General features: G+C 74.8%; 19 protein-coding genes. 13 read left to right on the plus strand and 6 right to left on the minus strand.

What is annotated here, in order from left to right; all coding sequences use genetic code 11:
* A partial coding sequence (locus ADY59_RS49265; RefSeq protein ID WP_053175577.1) for a sensor histidine kinase occupies positions 1 to 1,165 on the minus strand: 1,165 nt, incomplete at its 3' end.
* Between the two features lie 136 nt (positions 1,166 to 1,301).
* Between ADY59_RS49265 and ADY59_RS39945 the strand changes: the two genes are divergently transcribed.
* The 8 genes from ADY59_RS39945 to ADY59_RS39980 all read left to right on the plus strand — a co-directional run bounded on the left by ADY59_RS39945 (position 1,302) and on the right by ADY59_RS39980 (position 8,337).
* Positions 1,302 to 2,219, plus strand: coding sequence for an ATP-binding cassette domain-containing protein (locus ADY59_RS39945; RefSeq protein WP_049574250.1), 918 nt, complete (start codon positions 1,302 to 1,304; stop codon positions 2,217 to 2,219).
* Positions 2,216 to 3,739 (plus strand): ABC transporter permease subunit, encoded by a 1,524-nt coding sequence (locus ADY59_RS39950; RefSeq protein WP_049574205.1) that lies wholly within the window; start codon positions 2,216 to 2,218, stop codon positions 3,737 to 3,739. Before ADY59_RS39945 ends, ADY59_RS39950 begins: the two co-directional genes overlap by 4 nt.
* The gene (locus ADY59_RS39955) at positions 3,736 to 4,476 is read left to right on the plus strand and encodes an ABC transporter permease subunit (RefSeq protein WP_049574208.1); all 741 of its coding nucleotides are present in this window, start codon (positions 3,736 to 3,738) and stop codon (positions 4,474 to 4,476) included. Before ADY59_RS39950 ends, ADY59_RS39955 begins: the two co-directional genes overlap by 4 nt.
* A gap of 78 nt (positions 4,477 to 4,554) precedes the next feature.
* Positions 4,555 to 5,334, plus strand: a complete 780-nt coding sequence (locus tag ADY59_RS39960; RefSeq protein WP_049574210.1) for an ArsR/SmtB family transcription factor — start codon at positions 4,555 to 4,557, stop codon at positions 5,332 to 5,334.
* A 50-nt stretch (positions 5,335 to 5,384) separates the two neighbouring features.
* On the plus strand, positions 5,385 to 5,987 hold the full coding sequence (locus ADY59_RS39965) for a TetR/AcrR family transcriptional regulator (protein ID WP_049574212.1): 603 nt from the start codon (positions 5,385 to 5,387) through the stop codon (positions 5,985 to 5,987).
* Positions 5,988 to 5,998: 11 nt separating this feature from the next.
* Positions 5,999 to 6,502 carry a ricin-type beta-trefoil lectin domain protein gene (locus tag ADY59_RS39970; RefSeq protein ID WP_156326026.1) on the plus strand — a complete coding sequence of 168 codons (504 nt, stop codon included), beginning with the start codon at positions 5,999 to 6,001 and terminating at the stop codon, positions 6,500 to 6,502.
* 51 nt (positions 6,503 to 6,553) lie between these two features.
* Positions 6,554 to 7,144, plus strand: a complete 591-nt coding sequence (locus tag ADY59_RS39975; RefSeq protein WP_049574218.1) for a PadR family transcriptional regulator — start codon at positions 6,554 to 6,556, stop codon at positions 7,142 to 7,144.
* The gene (locus ADY59_RS39980) at positions 7,141 to 8,337 is read left to right on the plus strand and encodes an FAD-dependent oxidoreductase (protein ID WP_049574221.1); all 1,197 of its coding nucleotides are present in this window, start codon (positions 7,141 to 7,143) and stop codon (positions 8,335 to 8,337) included. The genes ADY59_RS39975 and ADY59_RS39980 overlap by 4 nt, the downstream gene beginning before the upstream one ends.
* Here the strand turns inward: ADY59_RS39980 and ADY59_RS50700 are convergent.
* The 4 genes from ADY59_RS50700 to ADY59_RS40000 are packed head-to-tail and all read right to left on the minus strand — an operon-like array spanning position 8,322 to position 12,536.
* Positions 8,322 to 10,175: a serine hydrolase domain-containing protein gene (locus ADY59_RS50700; RefSeq protein WP_049574224.1), complete on the minus strand. Its 1,854-nt coding sequence runs from the start codon at positions 10,173 to 10,175 to the stop codon at positions 8,322 to 8,324. The genes ADY59_RS39980 and ADY59_RS50700 overlap by 16 nt on opposite strands.
* A 43-nt stretch (positions 10,176 to 10,218) precedes the next feature.
* Positions 10,219 to 10,743: a hypothetical protein gene (locus tag ADY59_RS39990; RefSeq protein WP_049574227.1), complete on the minus strand. Its 525-nt coding sequence runs from the start codon at positions 10,741 to 10,743 to the stop codon at positions 10,219 to 10,221.
* Positions 10,740 to 11,333 carry a TetR/AcrR family transcriptional regulator gene (locus ADY59_RS39995; protein ID WP_049574230.1) on the minus strand — a complete coding sequence of 198 codons (594 nt, stop codon included), beginning with the start codon at positions 11,331 to 11,333 and terminating at the stop codon, positions 10,740 to 10,742. The genes ADY59_RS39990 and ADY59_RS39995 overlap by 4 nt, the downstream gene beginning before the upstream one ends.
* Before the next feature lie 30 nt (positions 11,334 to 11,363).
* Positions 11,364 to 12,536, minus strand: a complete 1,173-nt coding sequence (locus ADY59_RS40000) for a cytochrome P450 (protein ID WP_063780932.1) — start codon at positions 12,534 to 12,536, stop codon at positions 11,364 to 11,366.
* A gap of 104 nt (positions 12,537 to 12,640) precedes the next feature.
* Here ADY59_RS40000 and ADY59_RS40005 point away from each other — a divergent pair, with 104 nt between their 5' ends.
* From ADY59_RS40005 to ADY59_RS50705, 5 genes are read left to right on the plus strand one after another with little or no spacing between them, the layout of a single operon-like run.
* A complete protein-coding gene (locus tag ADY59_RS40005; protein ID WP_049574235.1) occupies positions 12,641 to 13,234 on the plus strand; it encodes an RNA polymerase sigma factor in 594 nt (197 codons plus the stop codon).
* Positions 13,231 to 14,022, plus strand: coding sequence for a zf-HC2 domain-containing protein (locus ADY59_RS40010; protein WP_049574237.1), 792 nt, complete (start codon positions 13,231 to 13,233; stop codon positions 14,020 to 14,022). The genes ADY59_RS40005 and ADY59_RS40010 overlap by 4 nt, the downstream gene beginning before the upstream one ends.
* Positions 14,019 to 14,855, plus strand: a complete 837-nt coding sequence (locus tag ADY59_RS40015) for an ATP-binding cassette domain-containing protein (protein WP_049574241.1) — start codon at positions 14,019 to 14,021, stop codon at positions 14,853 to 14,855. The genes ADY59_RS40010 and ADY59_RS40015 overlap by 4 nt, the downstream gene beginning before the upstream one ends.
* Positions 14,852 to 16,276 (plus strand): hypothetical protein, encoded by a 1,425-nt coding sequence (locus ADY59_RS40020; protein ID WP_049574243.1) that lies wholly within the window; start codon positions 14,852 to 14,854, stop codon positions 16,274 to 16,276. Before ADY59_RS40015 ends, ADY59_RS40020 begins: the two co-directional genes overlap by 4 nt.
* 20 nt (positions 16,277 to 16,296) lie before the next feature.
* Complete coding sequence (locus tag ADY59_RS50705) at positions 16,297 to 16,926, plus strand: hypothetical protein (protein WP_156326028.1); 630 nt, start codon at positions 16,297 to 16,299, stop codon at positions 16,924 to 16,926.
* Positions 16,927 to 17,058: 132 nt separating this feature from the next.
* On the opposite strand, the gene ADY59_RS40030 is transcribed toward ADY59_RS50705, so the two are convergent.
* On the minus strand, positions 17,059 to 17,297 hold a 239-nt coding region (locus ADY59_RS40030; RefSeq protein WP_049574253.1), incomplete at its 5' end, for a response regulator transcription factor.

Here is a 17,297-nt window from a genome sequence, read left to right on the forward strand (position 1 = left end):
AGAGGGGTAAAAGAGACGGGTCCGCGACAACGGCCCCGCCGCCGATCCCGCCGGGGCCGTTGTCGCGGACCCGCAGGCGCAGGGTGTCGCCGCCGTAGTGCAGCTCCACGTCGACGGCCGCGCCGGGCGCGTGCCGGCGCGCGTTGGTGAGGGCCTCCTGGACGATCCGGTACGCGGCGAGCTCCACCCCGGGGTCGAGCGGGACCGGCGGCCCGCTGAGGATGAGCCGGGTGGCGGCGCCGGCGGCGTCACGCGCCTCGTCGAGCAGCTCGTTGAGCTCGCCGAGGCGCAGCCCCGGCTGGGGACGCCGCTCCCCCGCAGCAGGCCCGGCGTCCTCGCGCAGCACGCCGAGCAGGCGCCGCATCTCGGTGAGCGCGGCGCGGGCGGTGTCGCCGATGGCCGTCAGCCGCTCGGCGCCGGCGGCGGGCATGCCCTGGGTGGTCAGGCGGGCGGTCTCGGCCTGGACGCTCACCATGGAGATGTGGTGGGCGACGACGTCGTGCAGCTCGCGGGCGATGCGGGCGCGCTCGCCGCGCGCGGTGTGCTCCAGCAGGGTGCCCGCCATGACCTCGTGCGCGGCCGTGACCCGGGTGGCGTGCCGGACGACGCCGGCCGCGATGGCCGCCGGGACCAGCGCGGCCAGCGCCAGCGTGAGCACCCGCGCCTCGCCGCCCGTCCGGTCGGCCATCGCCAGCAGCGGGAACGGCACCCCGGCCAGCACGGCCGGCACCCACGGCCGTCGCCGCGCGGATCCGGCCCGGCCGAGGCGGTGCGCGGTGACGAGCTGGGTGAGGGCGCCCGCGATCGTCAGGGTCTGGAAGGCGGCCAGCGACAGCACGGTGGCGGTGGTGACGAGCGCCGCACCGGCCAGGGGCTGGGCCCACAGCAGGCCGGCCGGCAGCGTGGTGGCCAGCGCGAGCAGCGCGTAGCCGAGGAACGCGAGCGCCTGCCCGCCGCCCGGCGGCTGGCCGGTGGGCGGCGGGCCGCCGGGCTCCGGCATCCCGGGGGCCGGGACGCTCACCGTGTAGCCGGTCAGCGGCGCGTCGCCGGCGTGCGCCAGCGACTCGGCGACCGCGAGCATCCCCATCAGCAGGGCCGCCGCGGCCGGCGCGTGCGGGCTCGCGACGAGCCGCCGCCACCGGTGCCGGACCTCCGCTCGTTTCACAGGAGTCCATTGTTCCCGCATGTCAGGGTTCTGGCATCCCTCCCAGGAGGGACCCGGCGTCGCTCCCGTCAGCGATCGGCAACATGGCTCGGCGCCGTGACGACCCGGCGGGCGCCGCTGCCTAGTGTTCCTGGGCATGGAGGCAACGATCGAAGTGGCCGGGCTGCGCAAGCGGTTCGGCGGAGTCCTGGCGCTGGACGGGATGTCGTTCACGGTGACGCCGGGGCGGGTGACCGGGTTCGTCGGGCCCAACGGCGCGGGCAAGTCCACCACGATGCGGGTGGTGCTCGGCCTGGACGCGGCCGACGAGGGCACGGCGCTGGTGGGCGGCCGGCCGTACCGGAGCCTGCGCACGCCGCTCGCGCACGTCGGCGCGCTGCTGGACGCGGCGGCGCTGCAGCCCAGCAGGACGGCGCGCAACCACCTGCTGTGGCTGGCCCACTCGCAGGGGCTGCCGGGACGCCGGGTGGACGAGGTGCTGGAGCTGGCCGGGCTGGCCTCGGTGGCGCGGCGCCGGGCGGGCGGGTTCTCGCTGGGCATGCGGCAGCGGCTGGGGATCGCGGCGGCGCTGCTCGGTGATCCGCCGGTGCTCATGCTGGACGAGCCGTTCAACGGGCTGGACCCGGAGGGGATCGTGTGGATCCGCGGCTTCCTGCGGTCGCTGGCCGAGGAGGGGCGGGCGGTGCTGGTGTCGAGCCATCTGATGAGCGAGCTGGAGGACACCGCCGGCCATCTCGTCGTGGTGGGCCGGGGACGGGTGGTGGCCGACACGAGCGTGGCCGACCTGATCGCGGCCGCGTCCGGCGGCCTGGTGACGTTGCGCACGCGGGCGCGTTCCGAGGCGATGGAGACGCTGGCGCGCGCGGGCGCGACGGTGTCCGCCACCGGCCGCGACACGCTGACCGTCGGCGGACTGGCGGCCGAGCGGGTCGTGGAGCTGCTCGGCCGGGACGGGGTGCCGTTCGCGGAGGTGGGCGCGCATCGCGCGACGCTGGAAGAGGCCTACATGGACCTCACCCGCGACGCCGTGGAGTTCCGGGGCGTGGCGCGATGAGCGGGTTCGGCAGGCTGGTGCGCGCGGAGTGGACCAAGTTCAGGACCGTGCGCGGCTGGGTGCTCGGCCTGGTGGCGGCCGCGGCGCTGACCGCCGGGCTGGGCCTGCAGACCGCAGCGGGCAGCCATTCCTCGTGCGGCGCGGGGACGGTCGAGGTCGCCTGTCCCTCGGCGCCGGTGGGGCCGGGCGGTGAGGCGGTGACCGACGCCTTCTCCTTCGTCCACCAGCGCCTCGACGGCGACGGCGCCATCACCGCCCGCGTCGCGTCGGTGACCGGGCGGATCCGCAAGCCCGACGTGCGGCCGGGCGTCACCAACCTCGTGTCCGGGGTCGTGCCGTGGGCGAAGGCCGGCGTCATGGTCAAGGACGGCACGAAGGAGGGCGCCGCCTACGCCGCCGTCATGGTCACCGGCGCGCACGGCGTGCGCATGCAGCACAACTTCACCGGCGACACCGGCGGCACGACGGCGTCGGCGCCCGCGTGGCTGCGGCTGGTGCGCTCGGGTGACAAGCTCATCGGGTACGAGTCGGCCGACGGCCGGACGTGGGCCGAGGTCGGCACGGCCACGCTGGCCGGGTTGCCGGACTCGGTGCGGATCGGGCTGTTCGTCGCCTCGCCGGGAGACCTGACGTTCTCCCAGGACGCGCTCGGCGGCGTGGTCTCGGCACAGCGCTTCACGGAGGCCACGGCCGTCTTCGAGGAGATCAGCGTGCTGGGCGCGGCGGCCGGCGACGCCTGGCGCTACGACGACATCGGCGTCACCATGGGCCCCGACGGGAAGCCGCACCATCCGGGCGGCCACGTCCGCCGGGGTGACACGTTCACCGTGACGGGCGTCGGCGACATCGCGCCGGTCGGCGACGAGGGCGGGATGCGGATCGAGCAGACGCTGACCGGCCTGTTCACCGCGCTGATCGTGGTGGTCGTGGTGGCGGTGATGTTCATCACGGCCGAGTACCGGCGGGGGCTGATCCGCACCACGCTGACGGCCTCACCCCGGCGGGGGCGGGTGCTGGCCGCCAAGGCGGTCGTCGCCGGCGCGGTCACGTTCGTCACCGGGCTGGTCGCCGCCGGGATCACGGTGCCGCTCGGCAGGCGGATCCTGGAGGCGAACGGCAACCGGGTGCTGCCGGTGAGCACCCTCACCGAGATGCGGGTGGTGGCGGGCAGCGCGGCGCTGCTGGCCCTGACCGCCGTGCTCGCGCTGGCGCTGGGGGCGCTGCTGCGGCGCGGCGTGGTCGCGGTCACCGTGGCCGTCGCGGTGACCGTGCTGCCGTACTTCCTGGCGACGGTCTCGGTGCTGCCCCTGGAGCCGGCCCGCTGGCTGCTGCGGCTGACGCCCTCGGCCGGGTTCGCCATCCAGCAGACTCTCGTGGAGTATCCGCAGGTCGCCGCCCACTACACGCCGGTGCTCGGCTACTATCCGCTGCCCCCGTGGGGCGGGCTGGCGGTGTCGGCCGCCTACGCGGCGCTCGCGCTCGGCCTGGCCGTGGTCAAGCTGCGCGGGAGGGACGCGTGAGCCGGCACCTGCGCGCCGAGTGGACCAAGCTGCGCACGACGCCGGGCACCGGGTGGCTGTTGCTGGCCGTCGTGGTGCTGACCGCCGGGGTGAGCGCCGCGGTGGCCGCCGCCGTGACGAACCAGCCGTTCGACGTGCCCAGGACGGCGCTGGCCGGGGTCGTGGCGGGGCAGGCTGTCGTGGCGGTCCTGGCGGTGCTCATGATCAGCGGCGAGTACGGCACCGGGATGATCCGTACCACGCTGACGGCGATGCCGCGCCGGGGCGGCGTGCTGGCCGCCAAGGCGGCGCTGCTCACCGGGCTGACGCTGGCCGCCGGGACCGTGGCCGTGCTCGGCTCGGTGGCGGCGGGGCGGCTGCTGCTGCCCGGCGGGCAGGCGCTGTCGCTCACCGGCGGGCCGGTGCTGCGGGCGGCGGCCGGGTCGGTGCTCTACCTGGTGCTGGTCGGGCTGCTGAGCCTGGGCGTGGCCGCCGCCGTGCGGGATCAGGCCGCCGCCGCCGGGGTGGTGCTCGGGCTGCTCTACCTGCTCGCCCTGATGACGTTCCTGATCCAGGACGCGGACTGGCAGCGGTTTTTCTACCGGCTGTCGCCGATGAACGCCGGGCTCACCGTGCAGGCCACCGCGGGGCTGCAGGCGTTGCCGCTGAGCCCGTGGGCGGGGCTGGGGGTGCTGGCCGCCTGGGCAGCGGCCGCGCTCACGGCCGGCGGGCTGCTGCTCAAGCACCGCGACGCGTGACCTTTGACAGGCAGCCGTCCGGCTGCATATCCTCAGCATGAAAGGCAGCCGAACGGCTGCATGTTGAGGGAGTGCGGGATGGACGAGGTGTTCAGGGCGCTGGCCGATCCGAGCCGCCGCAGGCTGCTCGACAGCCTCAACGAGCGCAACGGGCAGAGCCTGCGCGAACTGTGCGCCGGGCTCGACATGGCCCGTCAGTCCGTCAGCAAGCACCTGGCCGTGCTGGAGGGCGCCCATCTGGTGACCGCCGTCCGGCGCGGCAGGGAGAAGCTGCACTACCTCAACGCCGCGCCGATCAACGCCATCGCCGAGCGATGGATCGGCCGCTATGACCGGGAGCGCGCGCAGGCGCTGGACGACCTGCGGACCACACTGGAGCAGACCACCATGAATCCCTTCGTCTACACCACCTACATCAAGACCACGCCCGAGCGCCTGTGGCAGGCGCTGACCGACCCGGCCTTCACCCGCCGCTACTGGGGCGTCTCCTTCGACACCACCTGGACGCCCGGCTCCGCCATGACCTGGGAGGAGAACGGCCGCAAGACCACCGGCCCGGAGCAGGTCGTGCTGGAGTCCGAGCCGGGCCGCCGGCTCTCCTACACCTGGCACACCTTCACCCCGGAGTGGGCCGAGGCCGCGGGCGTGAGCCCGGAGACGCTGGCGAAACTGACCGCCGAGAATCGGACAAAGGTCACCTTCGACATCGAACCGCTCGGCGAGCTGGTCAAGCTGACGGTCGTGCACGACGGCTTCGAGCCGGACAGCACGCTGCGCGACATGGTCTCCGAGGGCTGGCCCGGCCTGCTGTCGAGCCTGAAGACCCTGCTGGAGACCGGCGAGGCCCTCCCCGCCTGACCCGTGGTACGGTCGCACCACATCAGGGCCGGGCGCGGAGGAGGAACGGCATGCCCCGACAGGTGGACCATGACCTGCGCCGCCGCCAGATCGCCGAGGCCGTGTGGCGGCTGGCCACCCGGGGCGGGCTGGAGGACGTCACGCTGAGGCAGGTCGCCACCGAGGCCGGGGTCTCGGCCCGGCTGCTGCAGTATTACTTCGGCACCCGCGACCAGCTCCTGCTCGGCGCGCTGGAGATCCTCAACGCCGACGCCGAGCGGCGGGCCAGGCAGCGCCTGGAGCTTCTCGGCGACGACCCCGGCATGCGGGCGCTGGTGCGCGGGGTGCTCCTGGAGCTCCTCCCGCTCGACGAGGAGCGCCACAACCGGCACCTCGTGTACGTGGCGTACTTCGTCCGGTTCCTGGCCGACCCCGCGCTCGGGGCGGCGGCCCGTGAGGCCCCGCTCGCCCTGGAGAACCTCGTCGCCGGCCTGCTCACCCGGGGGCGCGAGCTCGGCGAGGTGCGGCCGGAGGTCGACACCGAGGCCGAGGCAGCGTTCCTGGTGGCGGCGGCCGAGGGGCTGCAGTCCAGGGTGCTGCTCGGCCAGCACCCGCCCGAGCGGGCCGTCGCGCTGATCGATCGGCAGCTTGGCCTGGTCTTCACCTCCGGCTAACATCCCGGGCCATGATCAGACGATTAGGGATCACCGCCGTCACCGTCACCCTCATGGTCACGCTCCTCCCGGCCGCGCCCGCCGGAGCCGCCGCGGATCGCGGGTTCATGATCCGCAACGTGTCCTCCGGCGAGTGCCTGGGCGTCGGCAAGGACGCCACGGTCCACCGGCGCGGACTCATGCTGGGCACCTGGTCCTGCGACCCGTACGCCAAGGCACTGCGCTGGAAGCGCACCGCGCGCGGGCAGTTCGCCAGTCTCGGCGTCACGCGCGCCTGCGTCGACGCGCCGGGCAGGGAGGCCGTGCTGGCGCGGCGCTGCCGGACGACGGCCGAGCAGCAGCGGTTCACCGTCCGCCTCATCAGGGAACGGCTCGGCGGCGACTGGCAGTTGCTGCGCTGGAAGCACCTGAAGAACCGGTGCCTGATGGAGGGACGCGTCTACTTCGACGACGTCGTCCTCGCCGACCGCTGCAATTCCTCCAGCACGAACCAGACGTGGGTCTTCGTCTCCTGAGTTATAGTCGGTATCGACTAGTCGAAGCCGACTAACCGAGGGAGTTCCCGGATGCCCCGCAAGGTGGCCAACCCACTGGCCCTGGCCGTGCTCGCCTACCTGACGGCCGAGCCGATGCACCCGTACGAGCTGGGGCGGCGGCTCAAGGAGCACGGCAAGGACCGCAGCATCAAGTACAACCGGGGCTCCCTCTACATGGTCGTGGAGCAACTGCGCAAGGCCGGGTTCGTCACCGAGCGGGAGACCGTGCGCGACACCCAGCGGCCCGAGCGCACCATCTACGACATCACCCCGCAGGGCCGGGACGAGCTGCACGCGTGGCTGGGCGAGCTGGTCGCCCAGCCGCGCGAGGAGTACCCGCACTTCGGCGTCGCGCTGTCGCTGCTGGCCGTGCTCGACCCCGCCGAGGCGGCCGGCCTGCTCGGCCGCCGCCTGGCGACGCTGTCGGAGCAGGCCGCCGAGGTCGAGGGCGTGCTGGCCGCCGCGGCGGCCGACGGCGTGCTGTGGGTGTTCCTGGCCGAGGAACGCTACCGGCTGACCCTCCTGGAGGCCGAGCGGCGTTTCGTCACCGAGCTGGCCGAATCGCTCGGGGACCCGGCCTACGTCCGGGCGTGGCAGGAGTTCAAGGCGGCGCGGACATGACCGTCAGGACGGCGCTGGTGATCGGCGGCGGCGTCGCCGGGCCGGTCGCGGCGATGGCGCTGCGCAGGGCCGGCATCGACGCGGCCGTGTACGAGGCGTACCCGGCCACGGCCGACGGGGTGGGCGGCTCGCTGGCCATAGCGCCGAACGGCCTGGCCGCGCTGCGTGCCGTCGGCGCCGAGGACGCCGTGCTCGCCGTCTCGCGGCCGATGCCGGGCATGGTCATGGCGATCGGCCGCCGGCGGACGGCGATCCCCCCGCTGCCGGGGGTGCCGGCCCTGAGGCTGCTGTGGCGCGCCGACCTGCACCGCGCGCTGCACGAGCGGGCGGTGTCCGAAGGCGTGCCGATCGAGCACGGCAGGCGGCTGGTGGCCGTGGACGAGACCGGCTCCGGCGTCGTGGCCCGCTTCGCCGACGGCACCACGGCCGCGGCCGACATCCTCGTCGGGGCCGACGGCGTGCACTCCACCGTCCGCTCGCTGATCGACCCGGCCGCGCCCGGCCCCCGCTACACCGGCCTGCTGGGCTTCGAGTCCAGCGCCGGCCTGGACGTGCCCGAGGACGACGGCACCATCGTCTACTCCTTCGGCAGGCGCGGCTTCTACCTCTACCGGCGCCACCCCGGCGGCGGCACCGAGTGGGGCGCCAACCTGCCCCAGGAGCGGCCACTCACCCCGGCCGAGGCGCGCGCCGTGCCGGCCGCCGAGTGGCTGCGCGTCCTGGCCGGCGTCCACGCGGGCGACGACCCCGGCGCCGAGCTGATCCGGACCACCAGCCCCGACCGGCTGCAGGTCCTCGGCTCGCTGAAGATCATGCCGAGCCTGCCGCACTGGCACCGGGGCCGGATGGTGCTGGTCGGCGACGCCGCGCACGCGCCGTCCAACAGCTCGGGCCAGGGCGCCTCGCTGGCGATCGAGAGCGCCGTGCAGCTCGCCCGCTGCCTGCGCGACCTGCCCGGCCCCGGGCCCGCCTTCGAGGCGTACGAGCGGCTGCGCCGCCCCCGCGTGGAGCGGGTCGCGGCACGCGCCTCGCGCATCAACCACGCCAAGGCGCCGGGGCCGGTGGCCAGGCTGCTGATGCCGGTGCTGATGCCGCTCGCGATGCGCACCGTCATGGCGCCCGAGCGCGCCGTCGGCCCGGAGCAGCGGTACGTGATCGACTGGGACGCGCCGGTGGCTCAGACCCAGCCGTAGACGGACCTGATGGCCTCGGCGATCTCGCCGACCAGGCCGAAGTCGTTGCCGTTGGCCAGGATCGCGTAGCCGGCGCCGAGCTCCGGATAGCCCTTGAACACCGACTTGAAGCCGTAGTTGGAGCCGTCGTGGGTGTAGGAGAAGTCCCGCGTCCCCCGGTTCGCGACGAACAGGCCGCGGCCCATGTCGCCCTGCGGGCCGGGGGTCAGCAGCGTCCGTGCGGACGCCCTGGTGAGCGGGCCGGCGATGTCGCCGGAGGCGGTCCACGCCCGGTTGAGCCAGGACACCAGGCGGCACAGGTCCAGGACGGTGGTGTAGAGGCCGGCGGCGGCCGACTCGGGGTAGCGGTTGCGCCTGCCGGGGATCACCGCGCCCGTCGTGGTGTGCCCGGAGGCCAGCTCGAAGGCGGGCGACAGCGCGTACGAACTGGTCTTCATGCCGAGCGGGGCGAACACCTCGCGCGTCATGTACGCGTCCAGCGTCAGGCCGGTCCGCTCCTCCAGCATGCGTTGCAGCAGCACGAAGCCGCCGCCGGAGTAGTGGTAGGCGGCGCCCGGCTCGGTGGTGAGCTCGATCCGGGGCGAGTTGCCCTCGCCGTTCATGACCTGGAGCAGCGTGGGCACGGTCAGGCCCGGCCCGTAGCCGGCGAAGCCGCCGCCCCCGCCGGCGAACCCCGAGCACGCCTCGGCGGGTGAGGTGGAACCGCGCCCGATGACGCCGCCCCGGTGGGTGAGCAGGCGGTCGATCGTCGGCACCGCGGCCTCCGGCACGCACGCGCGGCGCGGCAGCGTCCAGCCCAGGTGCGGGCGTACGTCACCGGACAGCGGCAGGCCGAGCGTCTGGGCCAGGCGCAGCACGCCGACCGAGGCGACGGCCTTGCTGATGGAGGCGGCCTGGAAGGCGGACTCGGGATGCGCGGCCGCGCCGCCGCCCGCCTCCAGCCGCCCGTAGCCGGTGGACCAGGCGATCCGGTTGCCGACGACCACCGCGATCGCGACGCCCGGCGTGTTGTAGTCGCTCATCCGCTGCCACACGGTGGTGCCGCGGACCGCGTTCTCCACCTTCCGCACCCGGTCGGCGGGCAGCGCGGGAGCCTGGCCGCGCGAGCACAGCGACCACCCGTCGCGGGCCGGTGAGAAGGCCACGTTGTGCACCTCCCAGCCACCGGCGGCCAGGTCCTTCATCTCCTTGTAGCACTCGTCGTCGATGCCGCGCGCGTGGAACTCGTCCTGGGCGACCACCGCCCACCCGCCGGTGTACGGGAACGCCACCCGGGTGATCCGCCGGCCGCCCTGGGTGAGGTTGCGCATCATCTGGTAGCACTCGTCGTCGATGCCGCGGGAGAAGGTGTCCTTCGTGCCGACCACCACCCACCGGTTGCCGCCCGCCGGCGGGAAGGCGACGTGCACGACCTGCTGACCGGCCGCGTAGTAGGCGAGGATCCGCTGGTAGCACTCCTCGGGGACGTCGCGCGCGGAAACGCCCCGGTCCGTGGTGATCAGCCAGCGGTTGCCGCCCTCGGGCGGGAATGCCACGCAGTGCACCTTCCGGCCCGCGGCGATCAGCTTCTTCAGCTCGGCGAAACACTCGGACGGCACGCCCCCGGCGGCGTAGCGGCCGTCCCCGGTGACCATGACCCAGCCGCCGGACGGGGTGAACGCGAAGGTGGTGATGCCGTGACGGACCAGCTCGCCCATCTTCGTGTGCGCCGCGTCGGGGACGCGCCGGTTGAAGTACGGGTACGCGGCGGCGTGCGCCGGTTGCCCGAATCCCACGGCGGCTCCCACGGCACCGGCTCCCACGCCGCCGGTCAGGGTGAGAAAGCGTCTGCGATCCATGCTGGCTCCTCGAATATGCGCAAGAAAGGTGATCAATCCTTCCTTACTCGGGGAGCAGGTGCGCCAGCAGCAGCTTGACGAACAGCACCGGGGCGAACCAGGCCAGCACCGGCGGCATGGCCGCGCAGGAGACGGCGACGGCCAGCACCGTGGCCGCGTACGCCACCGGGCGGCGCAGCGCCGCCGGGACGGCCAGCACGGCGACCGCGCCCGCGAGGGCCAGGCCGTACACCAGCGCCGCGGGCCCCCACCCGACGCCGGGCACGGTCAGCGCGAGCAGGAACGGCTGCACGTGCGCGGCGACGAACGTCAGGTGGTGCCGCCCGGTGCGGTCCGGGCCGTGGAAGCGGCGCTTGGCGGCGGCGGTCGCGTTGACCGTCGCCCCGCCGAACAGGTCGAAGGCCAGCACGGCGATGACCACGACGGCGAGCGGCGGCAGCCCGGCCGCCCACCGGACGGCGATCAGCGTGCCGGCCAGCGCGGTGGCGTAGACGAGCAGCGACTCCGGGCCGGTGGCGCCCGGCGCGACCAGCACGCCGTTGAGGCGGCGCAGAACCCGGGCCGTCACGCGCGCACCCCGTCGAGGCACACGGCGACGACGGAGCCCGCCAGGTCGCCGATCGGGAGCCGAGGGTCGATGATCCACTGGAGCAGGCAGCCTTCGACGGCCCCGACGATGACCGTGGCCTCGGCTTGACCTGCGCCGGGCCGGACCAGCCCCTTCCCGGCGGCCTCCGCCAGCAGGCCGGCCACCGCCGCCCGGTAGTCGTCGTACAGCCCGGCCATGTCCAGCGGCGCGACGGGGTCGCCGCGCCCGAGGGCCCACAGGTCGAGCAGCACCCGGCTCAGCTCGGGCTCGCGCGAGGCCACCTCGACGACGGAACGCACGAGGACGGCGAGCCGGTCCAGCGGGTCGCCGCCGTCCCCGCGCGCCTGCCGCAGGATGTCCTGCCAGGCGGCGCCCAGCGACGCGAAGGCGGCCTGGAGGATCGCCTCCCGGCTGTCGAAGGACAGGTAGACGCTGCCCTTGGCGATGCCGGCCTCGGCCGCGACGTCCTCGATCCGGGTGGCGGCGAACCCTTTGCGGGCGAAGACCCGCACGGCCGCGGCGAGGATCTCCTCCCGGCGGGCGTCATGGTCGACTCTCTTCGGTGTCATGCCGGCAGCTTATTATGAATGACTGGTCAGTCAAACTCCCTGCGTGACAGGCACGGCCTCCGGGCCGGCGTCGGGGCCCGTCCGGCTCCACTCGATCCGCTCCAGCGGCCCGTCCAGGCGCAGGCCGGGCAGGCGGCGCGCGAGGGCGCCCAGCGCCGCGGCGACCTCGGCACGGGCGAGCGCCGCCCCCAGGCAGTAGTGCGGTCCGTGGCCGAACACCAGCAGCGGGCCGGACCGCCGGCCGGGCAGGAACCGGTCCGGCTCCGGGAAGCGCGCGGGGTCCCGGTGCGCCGCTTCGAGCCGTACGAGGACCAGGTCACCGGCCGCGATCCGGACGCCGGCCAGCGTGAGGTCCTCGTGGGCGTAGCGGGGGAACGGCTCACCGGTCAGCCCGGCCTGCATCCGCAGCACCTCGTCGACCACCGCGCTCATCGCCGCGCCGGGGCCGGCCGCGTCGGGCATGCGGTTCTCGGCGAGGAGGCGCAGGGCGGCGACGGCCACGGCGTTGCGGGCCGACAGGTAACCGCCGGAGACGATCGTGGTGACCATGGCGACGAGTTCGGCGTCGCCGAGCCGCCCGTCGCCGGCGTCACGAACACCGATGAGGGTGCTGAGGAGGTCGTCGCCGGGGTCGCGCCGCCTGTCCTCGACCAGCTCGGCGGCGTACTCGCCGAGCGCCTGCCACGCCCGCGCGGCGGCGGCCGGCTCCGGCTCCCCGCCGAAGACGAAGTCCACCGCGCTCGCGGCGTCGGCCAGGGCGCGGAGGCGGGCCCGATCGCCGGCGCGCACCCCGAGCAGCTCGCCGATGACGCCGATCGACAGCGGGGTGGCCAGTTGCCCGACCAGCTCGGCGCGCGGACCGGCCATCGCCTCCACGAGCTCGCCGGCCAGCTCCTCGACGCGTGGCCGCAGGGCGGTGAGCGCGCGCGGGCCGAACGCCCTCGACACCAGGCGGCGCAGCCGGGCGTGCGCCTCGCCGTCCTGGAAGAGCGTGTCGTTGCCCGCCTGCTCACTGCCGGCGGGCGCGAGCCCGAACCGGCGCTCGCCCAGTACCGCCGCCACCGCGTCGTACGAGGTGACCAGCCAGGCCGGGCGGCCGTCGGGGGCCGGCACGGGCGCGACGGGCGACTCGGCCCGCAGCCGCGCGTACTCGGGCGGCGGCGCCAGCGGGTGCGGGCGGACGAACGGCAGCATCGGTCTCATGCGATGAGCTCCTTTCACGAGGTCACGGCCAGTCAAGGCGTTGACGTCGCGTGAAGGTCAACCGATCGGGAACCGAGCCGCTCCCGCTCTGCGATAGATGGGGTGTGAGACCGTTCAGTTTCCGGCGGCGCGAGCCCCCGCCCGACGTCAGCGCGGACAGCTCCGACGCCGAGCTCCTCGCGGCCGTCGCCGCGCGGAGCACGCCCGCGCTGCGCATCCTCCATCAGCGCCACGCCCCGTGGCTGCGCGCCCGGCTGGCGCGCCGCTGCGCCGACCCGGACGTGGTCGACGACGCCCTGCAGGAGACGTTCCTGGCCGTGTGGCGGTCGGCGGACCGGTTCGGGGGCGGCAACGCGGCGGGCTGGATGTGGACGATCGCCATCCGCCGGCTCGTCTCGGCGCTGCGGGGCCGGGGCTCGCGCTGGATCGGCGCCGGTGAGCCGGACGGCATGCGGGCGCCGACCTCGGCGGCGCCGGTGTCGGCGTCCGCCGAGGACGTCGTGCTGCTCGGCGTCGAGCACGGCGACCTGGGCGGCGCGCTGACGAGACTCCCCCACGACCTCCGCGCGGTGATCGAGGCGACCGTGCTGGACGGTCTCACCACCAAGGAGGCCGCGCGCCTCCTCGGCATCCCGGAGGGCACGGTCAAGTCCCGCGCCATGCGGGCCAGAGCCCAGCTACGCGAGGAACTGTCATGACCACCGGCTGGCACATCTCCGATGATCTGCGCGACGGCTATCTCGCCGGCACGCTCGGCACTGCGCTGGCCCTGTCGGTGGACGCCCACCTGGGCGGCTGCGCGCGGTGCCGGGCGTCGGTGCCGTACGACGGCGACTGGCTGGAGGCGTCCTGGGGGCGGCTCGAGACCGAGCTGATCAGGCCGCGCCCGTCCTGGAGCGAGCGCCTGCTGCGGCTCGGCGGCGTGCCCGGCCATGTGGCCAGGCTGCTGTCCGCGACCCCGACGATGAGCCGCGCCTGGACGGTGGCGGTGGTCGCCGCGCTGGCCTTCGCGGTGCTGGCCGCGCGGCAGCAGGCCGACCTGCTGCCCGCGTTCCTCATCCTGGCGCCGGTGCTGCCGCTGACCGGGATCGCGCTGGCCTACGGCCCGCGCGTCGACCCCGCCCACGAGCTGATGGCCGCGACGCCGCTGGCCGGGCCGCGGCTGCTCCTGACCAGGGCCACGGCGGTGCTGGCGGTCGCCACCCCGCTGGCGCTGATCGCCTCGCCGCTGCTGCCCGCGCCGCCCGGCCTGAGCGCCGCCTGGCTGCTGCCCTCGCTGGCCGCCGCCTCGGGCTGCCTGGCCCTGTCGAACCGGCTGCCCGTGCCGATCGCCGCGCTCGCCGTGGGCGGGCTGTGGCTGGCCGTCGTCGGCACGGGCCGCCTCACCGGCGGCTGGCTGGCCCCCTTCGAGCCCGCCGCGCAGGTCGCGTACGGCCTGATCGTCCTGTCGTCGTCGTTCCACCTCTACCGATTGAGCATCAAATGATCAAGATGAGCGACCTCACCAAGAAGTACGGCGGGCGGTTCGCGCTCGCCGGCCTCGATCTCGCCCTCGGCACCGGCGTGACCGGCCTGCTCGGCCCGAACGGCGCCGGCAAGACCACCTTGCTCCGCTGCCTGGCCACCACCCTGGCTCCGGACGGCGGGTCCATCGACGCGTTCGGCCTGGACCCGGCGGACCCCGTACAGCGGACCGCGCTGCGGCGCAGGCTCGGCTACCTTCCGCAGGACCCCGGCTTCTACCCGCACTTCACCGCCTTCGACCTCGTCGACTACGTGGCCATCCTCAAGGAGCTGACCGACCGCGAACGGCGGCACGCGGAGGTGCGGCGGGTGCTGGCCGAGGTGGATCTGACCGGTCAGGCGGGGACGAAGGTGCGCAAGCTGTCCGGCGGGATGCGGCAGCGGCTCGCGCTCGCGCAGGCGCTGCTGGGCGAGCCCGACCTGCTCATCCTCGACGAACCGACCGTCGGGCTGGATCCGGCGCAGCGGATGCTGTTCAGGACCCTGGTCTCGCGGCTGGGTGAGAGCCGGGCCGTGGTGCTGTCCACGCACCAGACGGAGGACGTCGCGGCGCTGTGCGAGCGGGTCGTCGTCATGCGCGACGGGCGGGCGGTCTTCGACGGCACGCCCGGCGAGCTGGCCGAGGTCGCGGCCGGGCAGGTGTGGCTGTCGGACGCCGCGCCGCCGGCGTCGCGGGTGTTCTGGCGCACCGCCGACGGACGCTACCGCACGCTCGGCGACCGGCCGCCGTCCGGCGACGCGACGGCGCCCGGCGTCGAGGACGGCTACCTCACGCTGCTCGGGGAGGCGGCGTGACGCGGCAGCTGTTCCTGTTCGAGGCGCGCAGGCTGGCGCGGCATCCGCTGGTGTGGGGGGCGAGCGCGCTGGTACTGGCGCTGCAGACCTACCTGAGCCGGGGGCAGCAGCCGCACTGGGGCGTCGACCCGGTCCACGCGACGGGGCTGTCGACCTGCCTGGCGGCGGCGGTGCTGATCGTGGCCGCGCTCGCCGTCTCACGCGACGGGCGGCACGGGATGCCGGAGACGCTCGCCGGCCTGCCGGGCCGGGCCGGGCACCGGACGCGGGCGATCCTGCTGGCCACGCCCCTCGTCGCCGGGCTGGCCTCGGCGGTGGCCGTGGGCGGCTACCTGCTCGTCCGGCTGGCCGCCGGCCCCGCCGCCGGGCGGCTCGACGTGTGGGAGCCGCTGACCGCGGTGGCCGCCGCGATGCTCGCCGCGACGCTCGGCGTGGCCATCGGGCGGTGGGTGCGCCGGCTGATCGCCGGCCCGATGGTGGTGGCCGTGCTCGGCTACCTGATCTACATGAACCCCGTGAACGGTCCCCTGCGCTGGCTGCTGCCGGTCATGCAGGACCACCACGCCGACTGGCCCGACCGGCCGTCGGGCACCCATCTGGTGTACGTGCTCGCGCTCGTGGTCGTCTTCGCCGGGGTGGCGCTGCTCCGGCACCGGACGCGGCTGATGCCCGCCGCCGCCGTGGTGGCGGCGCTGGCCGTCGCGGTGCCCGCGGGGGCCGCCACGGCGGCCGAGCCGCCGGTCCTGCGGCCGCGGGTCGGCATGCTCGGCCCCGAGACCGTGGATCCGCGCGTGTTCGAGCGCTACTTCGGTCCCGCCGCGCACCGCTGCTCCGACCGGCAGGGGGTGACCTACTGCGCCTATCCGGGGTACGAGCCCTGGATCCCGCTGTGGGAGCAGGCCGTCCTCCCCGCCGCCGACGTGCTGCCCGCCGCGCTGCGGGCCCGTCTGCCACGGGTCGAGCAGACGCCCTTGACCTGGTACTACGGCCACGACGGCGCGTCGCCCTTCCAGGCTCCGATGACCTGGGGCCATCCGGACCAGCGCGCGATGCTCGCCCAGTCCGTCGGGCTGTGGGCGACCGGCCTGCTCAAGGCGCTCGCCCTCGCCGGAACGGGAGGCGACGCGCACGGTCAGGCCCGCATGGTGCTGGCCCTCTGGATCACCGGCCAGGTCTCCGTGCCCGAGCCGCCGCGCCCCCTTTACGCGGACGTCCGGTTCGGACGTCAGATGATGGTCGGCTGGGGCCCGGCCGAGGTCGCCTACGCCAAGCTCATGCTCGCCACACCCGGCGTCCGCGACAAGGTCTCGGCCCACTGGGACACCCTCACCCACCCCGCCACGACCATCGACCAGGCCCTGCCCCTGCTCGGCCTGAACCGCACGCAAGCCACCCCGCCGGGGCCCACACCATGCCGCTGACACCACCGAAGGAGCCGACCATGCCCTTGACGACGCCCAGGGAGGCGGCCATGCCCCCGATGCCGCCCGGGGAGGCGGCCAGGTCGTTGGGGCCGCCCGTCGCACGGGTCGGGGCCGATCCGGTCACCGCGCGGGGGGCCGTCGCGCCGGGAGCTCGCCGTTCGCGGGGACGGTCGGCCGCCCTGCTGGCCCGTCCGCTGGTCAGGGCCATCGACTGGGCGCCGCTCGCGGTCGTCACGGCCTTCGTGGCCGCCCTGCTGACGGTGGTGCGGGCCGGGGAGACCCTGCCCTCCGGCGACGCCCTGCTGCTCATGCGGATCGCCGGCACCCTGCTCGGCTCGGCCGCCGCCTTCGCGCTGGTCGACGCCATGTCCGCCGACCTGCTGGTCGAGATGGGCGTCTGCCTGGGGATCGCCCTGGCCGCCGCCGCGACCGCCGTACGGCACACCTCGGGGCGGCAGGCCGCCATGGCCGCCGTCGTGGTGCAGCTGGGGCTGGTGCTCGGCACCATCCTGCTGCCGGAGCAGATCAGGCTCTGGCCGCCTACGTGCGGATTCGGGCACTGGGAGGAGGCGCATGCCTTCTGGCTGGCGATGCTGCCCCTGCCGTACGCCTGGCTCGCCCTCGCCAACCGCGACGCCCGCCGCTGACCCACGTCAGCTGATCCGGCCTCGAACGGGCTTCGCCCTTGGACGCCTCGACCAGTTCCCAGAAGTCGGCCAGGCTCATGCTGTGGAAACGCCCCATGTTTCCTCCTTGTCGACTGCGGTCGCCGCCCCCGGTCATAGGGGCGCCAGGCCGTGGCGGAAGGCGTAGGTGACGGCCTGGGCCCGGTCGCGTACGCCGGCTTTGGCGAACAGGTTGTTGATGTGGGTTTTCACGGTGGCTTCGGAGATGTGGAGGCCGGCGGCGATCTCGGCGTTGGAGTGCCCCTGGGCGATCAGGCCGAGGACCTCCACCTCGCGCTGCGTCAGCCCGTCGGGGCGGCCGTGCCGGGGAGCGGGGGGGGGGGGGGCCGGGC

The organism is Nonomuraea sp. SBT364 (genome assembly GCF_001083785.1).
GTDB lineage: Bacteria > Actinomycetota > Actinomycetes > Streptosporangiales > Streptosporangiaceae > Nonomuraea.